Origin of the sequence: Rhizobium sp. 11_C7_N12_5 (assembly GCF_051811145.1) — a bacterium.
GTDB classification, from domain to species: Bacteria; Pseudomonadota; Alphaproteobacteria; order Rhizobiales; family Rhizobiaceae; genus Rhizobium; species Rhizobium lusitanum.
Genome location: NZ_JBPWPY010000001.1, coordinates 3191084 through 3207362 on the forward strand (window position 1 = coordinate 3191084; position 16279 = coordinate 3207362).

The following is a 16279-nucleotide window of genomic DNA, read 5'->3' on the forward strand; positions in this document are numbered from 1 at the left end:
GTTTGAAAAGGAGATTGCGCAGTGAGTGCAAAAGTACCGAATCCGATCGACGCCTATGTCGGCTCCCGTGTTCGCACACGTCGACTGATGCTCGGCATGAGCCAGGAGCGGCTTGCTGAACAGATCGGCGTCACCTTTCAACAGGTGCAGAAATATGAAAAGGGCACCAACCGCATCGGCGCCAGCCGGCTGCAGGCGATAGCCAACGTTCTGGCCGTACCGGTCGCCTTCTTCTTCCAGCAAGACAATACGCAGCCGCTCAACACGGATGGTCTGGGCGCGATCAACGGCCTGGAGGATCTGTCGGAGTTTCTGACCTCCAAGGAAGGTCTGAGCCTTAACAAGGCGTTTATGAAGATCAACGATCCCGGCATACGTCAGTCCGTGCTGACACTGATCAAGTCATTGTCAAACGCCTCCGAACCGCTCGCGGGCCATGTGCCGCAAGCGGCCGACGCATCGATAGGCCTTCGCAACTGACCTTTAGCCTTGCCGCATCGAACATGGTCGAGGCGCGAACCCAACGGAAGCGCTGGTGGTCGCCTCGACAGTCGCAGTTGCGCTGTGTGCTGACGCTGTTTCCCCTCGAAAGCCGGCGCGTGGCATGGGCAATTGGGAGGCTGTGATACCCGGCCGGTCAATGATCTAACCCTTCGGCGGCAATGATGACCGTGGATCCTTCCCCAGCCGAATTTCTTGCCGGACATTCGGGCCGGAAGGCATCCGCGCTCGCCGCATCTCCTTATTCGGATCGCGCCTGCTCAGCCGGGGAAACCTTTCGGCGGATCGAGCCGTGTCTCCTGGCCCACGGCGTCACCCGTCTCGCGCGCCTGACGGGGCTCGACAGGCTCGGCATTCCCGTTTGGCAGGCAATCAGCCCGAACGCCCGCTCGATCGTCGTCCACAACGGCAAGGGCGTCACCGATCTCGATGCCAAAGTCTCGGCCGCGATGGAGGCACTGGAACGGGCCACGGCCAGTACGCCCGCCCTGGAAACCGTAAACACCAGTTGCGAGCGGCTGATGGCCGACGGACGCCGCACCGATACTCTGCCGCAGCTCATTGCCGGCGGCCAGGCCGATATCGCCGATGACGAGGACATCGCCTGGGCCGAGGGTCACGATCTCATTAGTGGAGAGGCCGTCTGGATCCCCGTCGAAGCCGTAGCACTCGATCGCACCATCCGAGTTGCACGTTTCTGGCAATCATCCGACGGGCTGGCTTCCGGCAACACCTTCGCCGAGGCCATCCTGCACGGCGTGCTGGAGCGCATCGAGCGCGACGCCGTGGTACTTTGGGACATCTCCACATTGAAGCAGCGCATGGACGCCTGCATCGACCCTGCCTCCTTCCACGATCCGGTGCTGAACGAGTTGACGGCCAGGATCGATTCCGCCGGGCTGACATTGCGCCTCTTTGACATCACCAGCGATATCGGCATCCCCGCCGTCACCGCTCTGCTCGGTCCCAGCGACATCGCCGCGGCGAGACGCGTGCGCTATCTCGATGTCACGGTCGGCAGCGGCGCACATCCATCGCCGCTCCGGGCAGTGATCCGCGCGGTGACGGAAGCCGCGCAGTCGCGGCTCACCTTCATCAGCGGCGGCCGCGACGATATAGAGCCGGAAACTTTTACCCGGGAACTGCCTGATAGCATCCGAAGCTGCTTCGACGCTGCCCCAAAACCCGCATCAAGGCTCGATGCCCCCTTGCCGAAAGGCGCCGAAGCCTTGTTGGAGCTGACGATCGATCACATGCGCCACGCAGGCATCGCCTCTGCAATAGCGCTTCCTCTGGCGCACACCTCCTTGCCCTTCTCGGTTGCAAAGATCGTGATACCAGAGCTCGAAAACCCACCGGGCAACCGCAAGCGCCGATACGGCCACAGGGCGCTTTCGAAATCCCTGCATCTGCTGTGACGATGCATATGCCCGGAAATCGAGCTTGGAGACCTGATATTTCCGGCCGCTGACCGGCGCATTTCTTCATTCTAACGTCCTGAAATTGCATAGGTAGGATTATTGCACAATCACGCCTCGTGTCACGCTGCATGTCACGCGCCAACCCCAGGAACATAAGTTAAGGTCTGCTCATGTTCTCGGCAAGATGCAATTCACCACCGCGAACAGGGGGCAATAGAGGGTGTGAAATGACTGCAGTACTTTCGATCGAAATGACAAACCAGGATCCGGATTCACTTAAGGAACTGGCGTCGATCGCACGACTCATCACTTATGCGCGGCAAAGTGCCAAAAATCTCAACGCGGAATTCCCGGTCTGGTGCCTGGATCTGGCGCTCGGAGCCGTGTTGCAGGAAATGTATGCAAACGGATTGCAGATGCCTTTGTTCGAAGAGGGCACGGACAGGGCAAACATGGCCGTTGCGCATTGAGCGCACCGGTGCGGGTTTCGGCGGGGGACCCGAGAAAATGTCGGTATGGTTAGCAAGCCATGCCGGCATTTTTGTTGAGGAGCAGAGAGCAAGACCAACCTGGAGCGTTTTGTTTCTTTACGCATTCCAGACGGAAAACCGCTTCGCACTTTTCCTGGAAATGCTCCAGCTAAACACCGCTCGTGCGCGGCTGCACACCTGCCACGAAGATCGCGATACATTGACGCAGGTGTCGCAAGCGCGTTTCCCGATCGGGCCAGTCATTCGGATGGCCCGGCTTTGAGATCATGGCGCCGAAGATCATGCTCATCAGCATGCGCGCGCCGCTTGCAACATCGGCAATCTCGATAAGACCGCGCTGCTGCTGCTGGCTAAGCCAATCGGCAAGCATCTGCTGCGATTGCTTTGCGCCGTATGTGTGCATCAGTGTTGCAACCTCCGGAAATTGCTGCGATTCACTGATGGCGAGATGAATGAAGGCCTCGCGTTCGCGCTCCTTGGTCTCGTCGATATTGATCATGAAGATCTGTTCAAGCGTCTCGCCGAGCGGCAGATTCTCATCCGCGTCACGCGGCAAGGCCAGCATCGAGGCACGATGGTCGGCGATGATCGCCATGAAGAGATCGGTCTTGCGCGGAAACAATCGATAAAGGGTCTGCTTGGAGATCCTGCATCGGGCGGCAACCAGATCCATCGTCGTTCCGCCATATCCCAGCTCGTAGAATGTCGAGCGAGCCTCGCCGACGATCTCCGCGCGCCGCGTATCGTCGTTCACGGTTTTCGGACGACCGCGCGGGCGGCGTATCGCAGCCTGATCCGCGTTGCCTCCCCGTTCCTTCGTCCGCACTTCCATCTTGACCTCAACAGCCGAATGAGATTGACATTTGGAGCAATACAAATATTTTCCGTACGACATCGTACTGTAAATAAGGCAACAGGAAATAGCAACGTGCGAAAGCTTGCCTCTTTCACCTCCGAATCCACATATCCTGCGATATCCAGCCGCCTTCTGGCCACCCGAAGCGCGATGATCGTTGCGGGGGTCGCTGCCACGATGCTGCTTGTCGGCTGCAATGAGCAGAAGAGTGCTCAAAGCGGTATGCCGGCCGTCAAGATCGAAGTCAGCGCCATGGCGCTGCATCCGCAATCGGTGGCAATCACCGCCGAGCTGCCCGGCCGCACCAGCGCCTATCTCGTCGCCGAAGTGCGACCGCAGGTCGGCGGCATCATTCGCAGCCGTAACTTCAAGGAAGGCAGCGAGGTGAAGGCGGGCGACGTGCTCTACGAGATCGACCCGGCCTCCTACCAGGCATCCTATGACAGCGCGGTCGCTTCCTTGCAGAAGGCGGAAGGGGCCTTGCCGAGCGCTCAGTCGAAGGTGGATCGTTATAAGAGCCTCACGGCACAGGACGCGGTCAGCAAGCAAAATCTGGACGATGCTGTGTCCACTTTGGCTCAGGCGAATGCCGACGTGGCATCCGCCAAAGCGGCCCTGGAAACAGCGCGCATCAATCTCGACTACACCAAGATGCGCGCGCCGATCGGCGGCCGTGTCGATGCTTCCGCAGTCACCGTTGGCGCTCTCGTCACCGCGGACCAGACGACCGCACTGACCACCATCCGCCAACTCGATCCGATCAATGTCGACGTCACGCAGTCGAGCACGAACCTGCTTGAATTCCGTCGCGCCGTCGCGGAAGGCAGATTGAAGACCAGCGGCGACAACGTCTCGGTGCATCTGACGCTCGAAGACGGCAGCCAATATAAGGAAGCCGGCAAGCTCGAGTTTGCTGAAGCCTCGGTGGCCGAAACCGTCGGAACGATCACCGTGCGCGCCGTCTTCCCCAATCCGGACCGCATTCTGCTGCCCGGCATGTATGTGCGCGCCACCATTCAGGAGGGCATTGCCGAAAACAGCTTCCTCGTGCCCCAGCGCGCCGTTTTCCGCAACACCAAGGGCGAGCCTACGGCCATGTTCGTGACCGCCGACGGCAAGGTGCAGCAGCGCGTATTGAAGGTACAGCGCAGCATCGGCAACAGCTGGCTTGTCAATGAGGGCATGAAGGACGGCGACCGCGTGATCGTCGAAGGCAGCCAGCGTGTCCGCGACGGCCAGGAAGTCAACGTCTCTCCCGTGACCATCGATGATGCGACCGGCGAGGTGAAGCAGGCAGCAGCCGACGCCAAGCCGGCACAGCAGCAGGCCGAATTGGAAAAAACCGATATCAAGGCCGCCTCCGGCGCTCAGAAGTGAGATTAGACGATGTCTCGTTTTTTCATTGACCGGCCGATCTTCGCCTGGGTTATCGCCATTGTCATCATGCTTGCGGGCGCGTTGTCGATCCTCACACTGTCGATCTCGCAATATCCGCAAATCGCGCCCACCACGGTGAGCATCAGCGCCACCTATCCCGGCGCCGATGCCGCAACCGTCGAAAACTCGGTGACCAAGGTCATCGAGCAGGGCATGACAGGTATCGACAATCTCGATTACATGACGTCGACCTCGACCTCGACGGGCCAGGCCTCGATCTCGGTGACCTTCACCAACAAGGCCAATCCGGACGTCGCGCAGATGCAGGTGCAGAACAAGCTGCAGCTCGTTACCGCACAGCTGCCGCAGACCGTGCAATCGACCGGCATAACCGTTTCAAAATCGACGTCGAACTTCCTCATGGTCGTCGGCTTCGTCTCGTCAGACAACAAGCTGAACTCCAACGACCTGGCGGACTATGTTTCCAGCACGCTCAACGATACGCTGAAGCGCATCGACGGCGTCGGCAACACCCAGATCTTCGGTGCCGGCTACGCCATGCGCATCTGGGTCAATCCGGACAAGCTCGCCAAATATCAGCTGATGGTCAGCGATGTCACCAGCGCGATCGAGGCTCAGAACTCGCAGGTTTCCGCCGGCCAGCTCGGTGCGCTGCCGCAACGCAAGGGTCAGCAGCTCAACGCGACTGTTACGGCCAAGAGCCGTTTGCAGACGCCGGAGCAGTTCGAAAATATCATCCTGAAGAGCCAGTCCAATGGTTCGCTGGTGCGTTTGAACGATGTCGCCACCGTCGAGCTCGGCGCGTCGTCCTATACCACGTCGAGCACCTATAACGGCCATCCCGCGGCAGGTCTTGCCGTGATGCTCGCTTCCGGCGCCAACGCCATCAGCACGGCGGAGGCGGTCAGATCGACTATTAACAATCTGAGCCAGACCCTGCCGCCGAATGTCGAGATCGTCTACCCCTATGACACGACGCCGTTCGTCAAGCTGTCGATCGAAGACGTGGTCAAGACGCTGTTCGAAGCCATCGTGCTCGTCTTCATCGTCATGTTCGTCTTCCTCCAGAACATCCGCGCTACATTGATCCCGACGCTCGCCGTCCCGGTCGTCCTGCTCGGCACCTTCGGCGTGCTGTCGCTGTTCGGATATTCGATCAATACGCTCACTATGTTCGGCATGGTGCTCGCCATCGGTCTGTTGGTGGACGACGCCATCGTCGTCGTCGAGAACGTCGAGCGCGTGATGGAGGAAGAGGGACTGTCGCCGCGTGAGGCGACGATCAAGTCGATGCAGGAAATCACCGGCGCGCTGATCGGCATCGCCACGGTCCTATCGGCCGTGTTCATCCCGATGGCCTTCTTCTCCGGCTCGGTCGGCATCATCTACCGCCAGTTCTCGGTGACGATCGTCTCGGCGATGGTGCTCTCGGTCATCGTCGCGCTGATCCTGACGCCGGCCCTCTGCGCCACCATTCTGAAGAAGCCCGCACACGGCTCGAAGGAGCGCGGTGTTTTCGGCTGGTTCAACCGCAACTTCGAGCGGGGAACACGAGGTTATCAGCGCAGCATCAACGGCATGATCCGCTACTCCATCGTCTTCCTGCTGGTGTTCGCGTTGATCGGCGGCGCCGTCGCCTATCTGTTCAATCGTCTTCCCAGCTCATTCCTGCCGGAGGAGGATCAAGGGATTCTGCTGACCGCCATTCAGCTTCCCCCCGGCGCCACGGATTCCCGCACCTGGGCTGTGCTCAATCAGGTGAGGGACTATTATCTCAACACCGAGAAGGACTATGTCGACGGCGCATTCGCCGTGGCGGGCTTCGGTTTCAGCGGTCAGGGACAGAACGTCGGTATCGTCTTCGTGAGATTGAAGGACTTCGACAAGCGCTCGACGCCGCAATCGAAGGCGCAGGCGATCGCCGGTCGCGCCATGGGTGCTTTCTCGAAGATCAAGGACGGCAGCGTCTTTGCGCTCGCACCGCCCGCGATTCCGGGCTTCGGCAGTTCGAGCGGCTTCGACTTCTTCATCAAGGACGTCAACGGCGCCGGCCATGCCGCGCTCATCCAGGCCCGCAACCAGTTGCTGGGCGCAGCCGGCAAAAGTGCGAAGCTCTTCGGCACTCGCCCGAACGGCCAGGAAGATACGCCGCAATATTCCGTGAACATCGATCAGGAAAAGGCGAGCGCGCTCAATATCACCCTGTCCGATATCGACTCGACGCTGTCGACGGCCTGGGGCGGCACCTATGTCAACGACTTCATCGATCGCGGCCGCGTCAAGCCCGTCTACGTACAGGCCGACAAGAATTTCCGCATGCAGCCCGAGGATTTCGGCCGCTGGTACGTGCGCAACTCCGGCGGCGATATGGTGCCATTCTCGGCCTTCGCCAGCGGCGACTGGACCTATGGTTCGCCGCGGCTGGAGCGCTATAACGGCTCGTCGGCCGTTGAAATCCAGGGCGCGGCAGCACCGGGCGTCTCGTCGGGCGATGCCATGAACGAGATCGACAAGATCATGGCGACCCTGCCCCCCGGCTTCAGTCATGAGTGGACCAGCCTGTCGGCCCAGGAAAAGCTCTCCGGCAACCAGGCGACCCAGCTCTATGCAATCTCCATCCTGGTCGTCTTCCTGGCGCTGGCGGCCCTCTACGAAAGCTGGTCGATCCCGCTCGCCGTCATGCTGTCGGTTCCGATCGGCATCTTCGGCGCGCTGCTGGCCGCCACCATCTTCGGCCAGTCGAACGACGTCTACTTCAAGGTCGGCCTGTTGACGACGATAGGTCTGGCCGCCAAGAACGCCATTCTGATCGTCGAATTCGCCATTGAGCAGCAAAACCACGGCAAGGGGCTGATCGAGGCGACGCTGGAGGCCGCTCGCCAGCGCCTGCGGCCGATTCTGATGACCTCGCTCGCCTTCATTCTCGGCGTCATGCCGCTGGCGATTGCCAATGGCGCGGGATCGGGCAGCCAGAACTCGATCGGCATCGGCGTCATGGGCGGCATGATCTCGGCGACCGTGCTCGGCGTCTTCTTCATCCCGTTGCTGTTCGTTTCGGTCCGCCGCATCTTCAAGGGCAATGTTCGATCGACGGCAGCGCCGGAGGCCGCCAACCCTGACGTGGCGCATTAAGGCCTCTCACTCGCTCTCGAAAAAAGGAGCGGGCGGTCGAGACCTCGATCACGGATCGGCTGCTTCGGCTTGATTTGCCCAATCTGTCATCAATGATTAATATGCAATCATTGATGACAGAATATTTGTATTGCCAGTATGACGATCCGCAATATCGATGATCATCTAAAGACCCGGCTGCGCATTCGCGCCGCCGCACACGGGCGATCGATGGAGGATGAGGCGCGAGACATTCTGCGGGCGGCCTTATCGACCGAAGAAAAGCGTAAGCCCAATTTGGCCGAGACAATTCGTCGTCGCATGGCTGCAAGCGGTGGGGTTGTGCTGGATATTGCCCCACGTGAACCAATCCGCCCGGTCGATCTCGATCCATGATCATTCTCGACACCAATGTCATTTCGGAACGACGGGCGCGATCACCATCGCCAATGGTTGAAGCATGGCTCGCCGCCCAACCTCCTCTTACGGCCTCCGGCTCTTGCCCGAGGGCCGACGCCGAAGCGAATTGGAAGCTGCCATTCTCCCGATATTCGAAGAGGATTTCGCCAGAAGAGTTCTCCCCTTCGATGGCGAAGCTGCGGGAGCTTATTCCCTCCTTGCAACATCGCCGCGGCGGGCGGGCAGGCCAATCAACCAGTTCGATGCTCAGATCGCCGCAATTGCGGCGTCGCGAGGAGCGACGCTTGCAACACGCAACGTGCCGGATTTCCTGGACACCGGAATAGCGATCGTCAATCCGTGGAACTATCGGGACTGATCCGATCCATATGCCGCCAACTCAAGTTGATAGCGAAGACATCGGCGGTGCCGGCTCTTGCTTCGGCGACCATCGTGCATGCAGCTTGGCAAGCATCAGATAGATGATCGGGGTGGTGTAGAGCGTCAATACCTGCGACACGACCAGTCCGCCGACGATGGTGATACCGAGCGGACGGCGAAGCTCCGAACCTGGGCCGGTCGCGATGATCAGCGGAATGGCGCCCATCAATGCGGCCAGCGTCGTCATCAGGATCGGACGGAAGCGTTTGAGGCAGGCTTGATAGATCGCCTCCTCCGGGGACAGGCCGAGCACACGCTCTCCCTGTAGGGCGAAGTCCACCATCATGATCCCGTTTTTCTTGACGATGCCGATCAAGAGGATGATGCCGATGAAGGCGATGATCGTCAATTCGGTGCCACTGATGACCAGCGCCAGCAGGGCGCCCAGGCCGGCGGATGGTAGCGTCGAGATGATCGTCAGCGGATGCGCCAGGCTTTCATAGAGAATGCCGAGAACGATGTAGACCGTCAGAAGCGCCGCCAGAAGCAGGAGCGGCTGGCTGCTGGACGACTGCGTGACGCTTGCCGCATCGCCGGCGAAATCCGCGTGCAGCGTGTCGGGCAGGTGCATGTCGAGCACCGCTTTCTGGATGGCGTCGTTCGCCACCTGCAGCGGCGTGTTGAGCGCCAGATTGTAGGAAATGGTGACGGACGGATATTGGCCCTGATGATTGACCACCAGCGGCGCAAGCGTCCGGTCGACCGATGCGACGGCGCTGAGGGGGACCTGCGTGCCACCGGAGGCCGGCACATAGAGCTTGGAGATATCGTGCGGATCGAGGGCGTAGTTCGGATTGGCCTCCAGCACCACACGATACTGGTTGCGCTGCGTATAGATCGTCGAGATCTGCCGCTGAGCGAAGGCATTGTTCAGCGCGGCATCGATGGACTGGATGTTGACCCCGAGTTGTGAAGCGAGGCTCCGGTCGATATTGACGGTCGCCTGCAGGCCGTTGGGCTGCCTGTCGGTCGCGACATCGGTCAGCCCCGGAAGAGCTTGCATGCGTTCCAGCACCTTCGGCGCCCAATACACCAGCTCGTCATAATTCGCGCCCCAGAGCGTGAACTGATACTGCGACTGCGATTGGCGCGCCCCGGCGCGGATGTCACCAGGCGAAAACAGGAAGGTGCTGAGCCCTGGAACGGCCGTGAGTTGCTTGCGAAGCCGGTCGATGACGTCGGCCGTCGGTGCCCGCTCCGATTCCGGCTTGAGTGAAATGAGGAGCTGCCCGCGATTGATGGAGCTGGAAAAGCCGCCGCCGCCCAGGGAAGAACCAAGACCCGAGACTGCAGGGTCCTGGGCGACGATATCAGCCGCCTGCCGCTGCAATTTGACCATGGCCGGATAGGAGATATCGGTCGCAGCCTCCGTCCCACCCTGGATGAAGCCCGTATCGTCCTGCGGAATGAAACCCTTCGGAACCTTGACGTAGAGATAGCCCGACATGACGACGCAGGCGATGATAACAAGCACGGACAGCACGCGGTGATGCAGCACCGCTTTCAATGTACGGCCATAAAATCCGATGATCGCGCCCAGCGTGCCTTCGATAACGCGGCCGAACGGACCTGGCCGCGCATCGATGTCGTGCTGACGAAGGCGATGGCCGCAGATCATCGGCGTCAGCGTCAGCGACACCAGCGTTGAGACAACGATGGTGAATCCGAGCGTCAGCGAAAAGGTCTGGAAGAAGCGGCCGACGATGCCGCCCATGAAGAACAGCGGTATGAAGGCGGCGAGCAGTGACAGGCTGATGGAAACCACCGTGAAGCCGATCTGCCTCGCCCCCTCGAGCGCCGCCCGCATCGGCTTCATGCCGCTTTCCAGATTGGCATAGATGTTCTCGATCATGACGATGGCATCGTCGACGACGAAGCCGACCGAGACGGCGAGCGCCATGAGAGAAAGATTGTCTATGGACAGTCCGAACAGCCACATCGCGGCAAAGGTTCCGGCCAATGAGAGCGGCACGGTGACGCCGGCTGCAAGGGTCGGCGTCGCGCGCCGCAGGAAGACGAAGACCACGGCCATGACCAGGCAGATGGTGGCGAGCAGGGTCCACTGCATATCGTTGACGCTGGCATGGATCGTCGTGGTGCGGTCGGAAAGGACTGCTATCTTGACGCCGGCGGGGATGAGTCTCTGCAGCTCGGGGATCAGCTCCTTGACGCCATCGACGGTGGCAATGACGTTCGCATCCGCCTGCTTGGTGATGTTGAGCAGCACGGCCGGCTTGCCGTCGTACCAGGCATCGGAGCGGCTGTTGCGCACGCCCGGCTCGACGGTGGCGATATCCGAGAGGCGGACGGCCGTGCCGTCGCCGCTCCGCACGACAAGCCTTCCATAGGCTTCCGGCGTCCGCAGCTGACTGTTCACGGCAAGAGAGAAGGCGCCGTTGGCGCCGTCGATGGAGCCGAAGGGACCGAGCACGTTGGCGTTGACGATCGCCGTACGGACGGCATCGAGCGATAGGCCCATGGCCGAGAGACGGTCGGGATCCAGCCTGATGCGCACCGCCGGCTGATCGGCGCCGCTGACCGTCACACCGCCGACGCCATCCACCTGCGAGATACGCTGCACGACCACCGTATCGGCCGCATCATATATGGCGCTCGGCGCGACATTGTCTGATGTCAGCGCCAGGATGAGGACAGGAGCCGCGGCCGGGTTGATCTTGCGGAAGGAAGGCAATGTCGGAAGATCGCCCGGCAGGTCGATTGCCGCCGCATTCAACGCCGCCTGCACATCCTGCGCCGCGCCATCGACACTGCGCGAGAGATCGAATTGCGCGATGATGGTGCTCGAGCCGAGGGAGCTGACCGAGGTCAGCTGCGTGACGCCTGCAATGGTGCCGAGATGGCGCTCGAGCGGCGCCGCGACGCTTGCCGCCATGCTGGCGGGATCGGCGCCCGGCCGGCCGGCGGAGACGACGATCGTCGGCAGATCGACGGTCGGCAGGCTTGCCACCGGCAGGAACCGATAGGCGACGATGCCGAGGATCATCAACCCGATCGCCAGAAGCGTCGTCCCGACAGGGCGTTTGATGAACGGCTCGGAGAGGTTCATGTCTCACCACCCGCCAGTTCGTTCATCTCTGGACTCGGCGTTCCGCTGGTGCGGCCGACGATGCGGGCGCGCAGGCTCTCGAAAGCCAGATAGATCACCGGCGTCGTATAGAGCGTCAGAAGCTGGGAAAGCACGAGGCCGCCGATGATGGTGATACCGAGCGGGATGCGCAGTTCGGCACCCGTGCCCTGCGCCAGGGCCAATGGCAGCGCACCGAAGAGTGCCGCCAGTGTCGTCATCATGATCGGGCGGAAACGCAGGATAGAGGCCTTGAGAATGGCTTCGCGCGGCGGAAGGCCTTCCTTGCGCTCCGCCTCCAGCGCGAAGTCGATCATCATGATCGCATTCTTCTTCACGATACCCATCAAGAGCACGATGCCGATCAAGGCGATGATCGACAGGTCCTGCCCGAACAGCATCAGTGCGAGCAGCGCGCCGACGCCGGCCGAAGGCAGCGTCGAAAGAATGGTAACGGGATGCACGGCGCTTTCGTAGAGCAGGCCGAGCACGATGTAGATGGTCACGACGGCCGCGAGGATCAGCCAGGGTTCGCCCGCGAGCGAGGAGGCAAATTCTTCCGCATCACCCGAATATTTGCGCTGGATGTTATCAGGCATGCCGATGTCCTGCTCGGCCGCCTTGACCTCGGCAACTGCCTCGCTCAGCGAAGCGCCCTTGGCGAGATCGAAACTGATCGTCACGGCCGGAAACTGCTCGTCATGGCTGATGACCAGGGGCGCCGTCGTGAATGTCGCTGTGGTGAACGCATTGAGGGGAACCTGCGTGTCGCTGGCGCCCGCAACGTAGAGCTTGTTGAGCGACTTCGGATCCGACTGGTATTGCGGCGCGGCCTCGAGAATGACGCGATACTGGTTCGCCTGGCCGTAGATCGTGGCGATCTGGCGCTGGCCGAACGCGTCATTCAAAGTATCGCTGACGGCCTGCATCGACACGCCGAGCCGCGAGGCGGTTTCGCGATCGACATCGACGAAGATGCGGCCGCCGCCCATTTCGACCTCGGACGTGACGTCGATGAGCTTCGGGCTCTCCTGCAGCTGCTGAGTGAGCTTTGCGGCCCAGTCGACCACCGTGGCCGTATCCGTCCCGGTCAGCGTGTATTGATAGGGTGCGCGGCTTGCCCGGGTACTGATCGAGATGTCGCGTACGCTTTGGAAGGTGACATGGATGCCGGGCAGGCCGTCGACTTCACCGCGCATCCGGTCGATGATCTGATCGGCGGAAACGTCGCGCTGGTTCCTCGGCTTCAGCACGAGGCTGAGATTGCCTGTGTTCAGCGTCAGATTGCTGGCGCTGGCACCGATGACGGAGACGATGCCCTTCACGTCCGGATCCTTGCGCAGCCGGTCGGCCACGGTCGCCTGTATCGTCGTCATGGATTCGAAGGAGGTCGTCGGCTCCGCTTCTATGACGGCCGTGATCAGCCCCGTATCCTGCGCCGGCAGGAAGCCCTTGGGAATGACGACATAAAGCGCGATGGTCGCGGCCAGCGTCACCACCGTTGCCAACAGCGTCAGGGCACTCCGGTCCACAGCCCAAACGAGACTGCGTCTGTAGCCCTCGACAAGTCGCTCCATGAAACGGTCGGTTCCGGCCAGAATGCCGCCCTTGCGCTCCCTGGGCTTTCGCAGGATTCGGGCGCACATCATCGGAGTCAGGGTCAGGGACACGACTGCCGACACCACCACGGCAATGGTGAGCGTCAGCGCAAACTCGCGGAACATGCGCCCGACGATCCCGGTCATGAACAACAGGGGAATGAAGACGGCAACCAGCGAGACGGTGAGCGAAATGATGGTGAAGCCGATCTCGCCGGCGCCCTTCAGCGCCGCCTGCATCGGGTTTTCGCCCTCCTCGATGTGGCGGGCGATATTCTCTATCATCACGATGGCGTCGTCGACGACGAAACCGGTGCCGATGGTCAGCGCCATCAGCGAGAGATTGTCGAGGCTGAAGCCGGCAAACCACATGACGCCGAAGGTCGCGATCAACGACAGCGGCAGGGCGACGCCTGCAATGAATGTCGCCGTCACCGTGCGCAGGAAAAGCAGGACGACGAGAATGACCAGACCGATGCTGATCACCAGCGTCCATTGCACGTCGTGGATCGAAGCCCTGATCGTCTCGGTGCGATCGTTGACGATGTCGAGCGAGATGCCGGCGGGCAGCGCCTGCTTCAGCTTCGGCAACTGCTGCAGGACGCTTTCGACCGTCTGGATGACGTTGGCGCCTGGCTGGCGCATGATATCGAGAATGACGGCGGGCTGTCCCTGATACCAGGCGCCGACACGATTGTTCTCCAGCCCTTCGACGACGGTTGCCACGTCCTTCAATTGCACCGGTGCGCTGTTGCGATAGGCAATGATGACGGATTTATAGACATTGGGATCGACGATCTGGTCGTTGGCCGCAAGCGTGAAGCTCTGCTGGGTGCCGTCAAGCGAACCCTTGGCGCCGGCAACGCTGGCATTGGTGATCGCCGAGCGTATGTCCTCCAGAGCCAGGCCGTAGGAGGCGAGACGCGGCAGATCGACCTGGATGCGGATGGCCGGCTTGACGCCGCCCTGGATGTTGACGTCGCCGACACCGGAAACCTCGCTCAGCCGCTGCGCCATCATCGTATCGGCGAAGTCGCTGAGTTCGCGGATCGAATAGCTGTTGGAATGCAATGCCAGCGTCACGATCGGCGTATCGGCCGGGTTCACCTTCGAATAGGTCGGTGGATAGGGCAAGGTGCGCGGCAGCGTCGAGCCGGCGGCATTGATCGCCGCCTGCACATCCTGCGCGGCGCCATCGATATTGCGGCCGAGATCGAATTGCAGGGTGATCTGGCTGATGCCGAAGGCGCTCGACGAGGTCATGGACGCCAGCGACGGGATCTGTCCGAGCGGTCGCTCGAGCGGCGCCGTCACCAGGGCGGCCATCGTATCGGGATCGGCTCCGGGAAGCTGCGTCGTCACCTGTATCGTCGGAAAATCCACCTGCGGCAGCGGCGCGACCGGCAGGAAGAGAAAACCGAGAATGCCGCCCAGGAGAACCGCGACCCCGAGAAGCGAGGTGGCGATAGGCCGGGAGATGAAGAGCGACGAAACGTTCATTGTTGCTGTGTCGGCGTTGTGGGCGACGTGGCGGGGGCAGCGCTGCCACTGGCATCCGCACCCTGGCCGGCGCCGGCGGCATGCTGGCCGCGATGGCTGCCATTGCCGCCCTCACCGTTGTGCCGACGATGCGGCCGCTCACCATCATTGGCATTGTTGGTTTGGCCGCTTTGCGGATCGTTCTCCGCGACCGGCTGCCCCTGATCATTCGCTGCCGGCGCATTCGGCGTTGCCTGAACCGGACTGGCTGAAATCTGGACTTTCGACTTATCCTGAAGCCGCGCGAAGCCGGTCGTCACCACCTTGTCGCCGGGCGACACACCGTCGGTGATGACCGCCAGCGTGTCATCCTGCTGGCGCACCTTCACCGCCTTCATGGCAACGGTCTCATCCTGGTCGACGATATAGACGAAGGTGCCGTTCGGCCCGCGCTGCACGGCGGCGCTCGGAATGGTCGTCACGCCCTTCAGCGTCTCGACCAGAAGACGCGCATTGACGAAAGCACCCGGCCAAAGCGCCAGCTTGTCGTTCGGGAAATTGGCCTTCAGCCTTATCGTGCCTGTCGTGGGGTCGACCTGGTTGTCGACCACCGCAAGCGAGCCATTGTCGACCACCGTCTGGCCGTCGTTCCCCAGCGCCTCGACGGCGAGCGTTCCGGCCAGGCTGGCCGCGTTGACGCGTGCAAGCTGCTGCTGCGGAATGGAAAAGAGGACGGAGATCGGCTGGATCTGCGACAGCGTCACGATGCCGGTCGTGTCGGACGAGCTGACCAGATTGCCGATATCGACGTTGCGGATGCCGGTGCGCCCGTCGATGGGCGCCTTGATCGTCGTATAGTCGAGCGTCGCCTGGGCGCTTTCTATGGCTGCCACATCGACCTGGATTTGCGCCGTATATTGCGCCACCAGCGACAGCTGGGTGTCGACCTGCTGCTGGGTGCCCGAGGCGCTCTTCACCATCAGCTGATAGCGCGCAAGGTCACGCTGGGCGCCGGCGAGCAGGGCTTCGTCCTGCGCCTTCTTGGCGACCGCCTGGTCGCGCTGCGCCTTGTAGACGCCGTCATCGATACGGGCGATTACGTCGCCCTTCTTGATGTCCTGGCCTTCGTCGAAATCGATTTCCACGATCTTTCCGTTGACCTGGGCGCGCACCGTCACGGTGTTCAGGGCCTTCACCGAACCCACGCCATCGATATAGACAGGCACATCGGCCGCCTTCGCGTCGGCCACAAGCACCGGAACAGGACCGCTGAATTGCGAGAGGCCGCGCCGTCTTCCGCTGCCGCCACTCCCCTGGCCCTGGCCGTTGCGACGCTCACCTTGAGCTTGCTGGGCAGGTGCTGACGCATTCTGATAGCCGAGCAGCCGCTCGGCGCTGCCAAGCCAGAGATCGCGAGTGGCATAGGCGCCATAGGCCACTGCACCGATTACCGCCAGCGACATTACGACCCGAAAGGTCCGAGCCATCAACATACCTTC

The 16279-nt window shown here is 61.5% G+C and carries 10 protein-coding genes and 1 pseudogene; 7 read left to right on the forward strand and 4 right to left on the reverse strand.

Annotation, left to right across the window (positions count from 1 at the left end; translation table 11 throughout):
- Positions 1–21: 21 nt before the first annotated feature.
- The 3 genes from AB8B29_RS15740 to AB8B29_RS15750 all read left to right on the forward strand — a co-directional run bounded on the left by AB8B29_RS15740 (position 22) and on the right by AB8B29_RS15750 (position 2392).
- Positions 22–480, forward strand: coding sequence for a helix-turn-helix domain-containing protein (locus AB8B29_RS15740; RefSeq protein ID WP_037196050.1), 459 nt, complete (start codon positions 22–24; stop codon positions 478–480).
- A gap of 185 nt (positions 481–665) precedes the next feature.
- Complete coding sequence (locus tag AB8B29_RS15745; protein ID WP_047637938.1) at positions 666–1919, forward strand: YcaO-like family protein; 1254 nt, start codon at positions 666–668, stop codon at positions 1917–1919.
- Positions 1920–2149: 230 nt separating this feature from the next.
- Positions 2150–2392 (forward strand): hypothetical protein, encoded by a 243-nt coding sequence (locus AB8B29_RS15750; RefSeq protein ID WP_047553818.1) that lies wholly within the window; start codon positions 2150–2152, stop codon positions 2390–2392.
- 169 nt (positions 2393–2561) lie between these two features.
- On the opposite strand, the gene AB8B29_RS15755 is transcribed toward AB8B29_RS15750, so the two are convergent.
- On the reverse strand, positions 2562–3245 hold the full coding sequence (locus AB8B29_RS15755) for a TetR/AcrR family transcriptional regulator (protein WP_112442017.1): 684 nt from the start codon (positions 3243–3245) through the stop codon (positions 2562–2564).
- 174 nt (positions 3246–3419) lie between these two features.
- On the opposite strand from AB8B29_RS15755, the gene AB8B29_RS15760 reads away from it, so the two are divergent.
- From AB8B29_RS15760 to AB8B29_RS15775, 4 genes and pseudogenes are all read left to right on the forward strand, one after another.
- On the forward strand, positions 3420–4646 hold the full coding sequence (locus AB8B29_RS15760; protein WP_037196195.1) for an efflux RND transporter periplasmic adaptor subunit: 1227 nt from the start codon (positions 3420–3422) through the stop codon (positions 4644–4646).
- A 9-nt stretch (positions 4647–4655) separates the two neighbouring features.
- The gene (locus AB8B29_RS15765) at positions 4656–7799 is read left to right on the forward strand and encodes an efflux RND transporter permease subunit (protein ID WP_047553827.1); all 3144 of its coding nucleotides are present in this window, start codon (positions 4656–4658) and stop codon (positions 7797–7799) included.
- 129 nt (positions 7800–7928) lie between these two features.
- Complete coding sequence (locus tag AB8B29_RS15770) at positions 7929–8174, forward strand: FitA-like ribbon-helix-helix domain-containing protein (RefSeq protein WP_047553829.1); 246 nt, start codon at positions 7929–7931, stop codon at positions 8172–8174.
- Positions 8171–8556, forward strand: a pseudogene (locus AB8B29_RS15775) (type II toxin-antitoxin system VapC family toxin). Before AB8B29_RS15770 ends, AB8B29_RS15775 begins: the two are co-directional and overlap by 4 nt.
- Positions 8557–8577: 21 nt before the next feature.
- On the opposite strand, the gene AB8B29_RS15780 reads toward AB8B29_RS15775, so the two are convergent.
- From AB8B29_RS15780 to AB8B29_RS15790, 3 genes are read right to left on the reverse strand one after another with little or no spacing between them, the layout of a single operon-like run.
- The gene (locus AB8B29_RS15780; RefSeq protein WP_112442019.1) at positions 8578–11685 is read right to left on the reverse strand and encodes an efflux RND transporter permease subunit; all 3108 of its coding nucleotides are present in this window, start codon (positions 11683–11685) and stop codon (positions 8578–8580) included.
- Entirely contained in the window at positions 11682–14801 is a 3120-nt protein-coding gene (locus AB8B29_RS15785; RefSeq protein WP_112442021.1) for an efflux RND transporter permease subunit, read from the reverse strand. Before AB8B29_RS15785 ends, AB8B29_RS15780 begins: the two co-directional genes overlap by 4 nt.
- Positions 14798–16267, reverse strand: coding sequence for an efflux RND transporter periplasmic adaptor subunit (locus tag AB8B29_RS15790; RefSeq protein ID WP_439006608.1), 1470 nt, complete (start codon positions 16265–16267; stop codon positions 14798–14800). Before AB8B29_RS15790 ends, AB8B29_RS15785 begins: the two co-directional genes overlap by 4 nt.
- Between the last annotated feature and the right edge of the window lie 12 nt (positions 16268–16279).

Coding starts and splice junctions, on each gene's coding strand:
- AB8B29_RS15745 (WP_047637938.1), top strand. CDS start 666: ATGACCGTGGATCCTTCCCCAGCCGAATTTCTTGCCGGACATTCGGGC.
- AB8B29_RS15750 (WP_047553818.1), top strand. CDS start 2,150: ATGACTGCAGTACTTTCGATCGAAATGACAAACCAGGATCCGGATTCA.
- AB8B29_RS15755 (WP_112442017.1), bottom strand. CDS start 3,245: ATGGAAGTGCGGACGAAGGAACGGGGAGGCAACGCGGATCAGGCTGCG.
- AB8B29_RS15760 (WP_037196195.1), top strand. CDS start 3,420: ATGATCGTTGCGGGGGTCGCTGCCACGATGCTGCTTGTCGGCTGCAAT.
- AB8B29_RS15765 (WP_047553827.1), top strand. CDS start 4,656: ATGTCTCGTTTTTTCATTGACCGGCCGATCTTCGCCTGGGTTATCGCC.
- AB8B29_RS15780 (WP_112442019.1), bottom strand. CDS start 11,685: ATGAACCTCTCCGAGCCGTTCATCAAACGCCCTGTCGGGACGACGCTT.
- AB8B29_RS15785 (WP_112442021.1), bottom strand. CDS start 14,801: ATGAACGTTTCGTCGCTCTTCATCTCCCGGCCTATCGCCACCTCGCTT.
- AB8B29_RS15790 (WP_439006608.1), bottom strand. CDS start 16,267: ATGGCTCGGACCTTTCGGGTCGTAATGTCGCTGGCGGTAATCGGTGCA.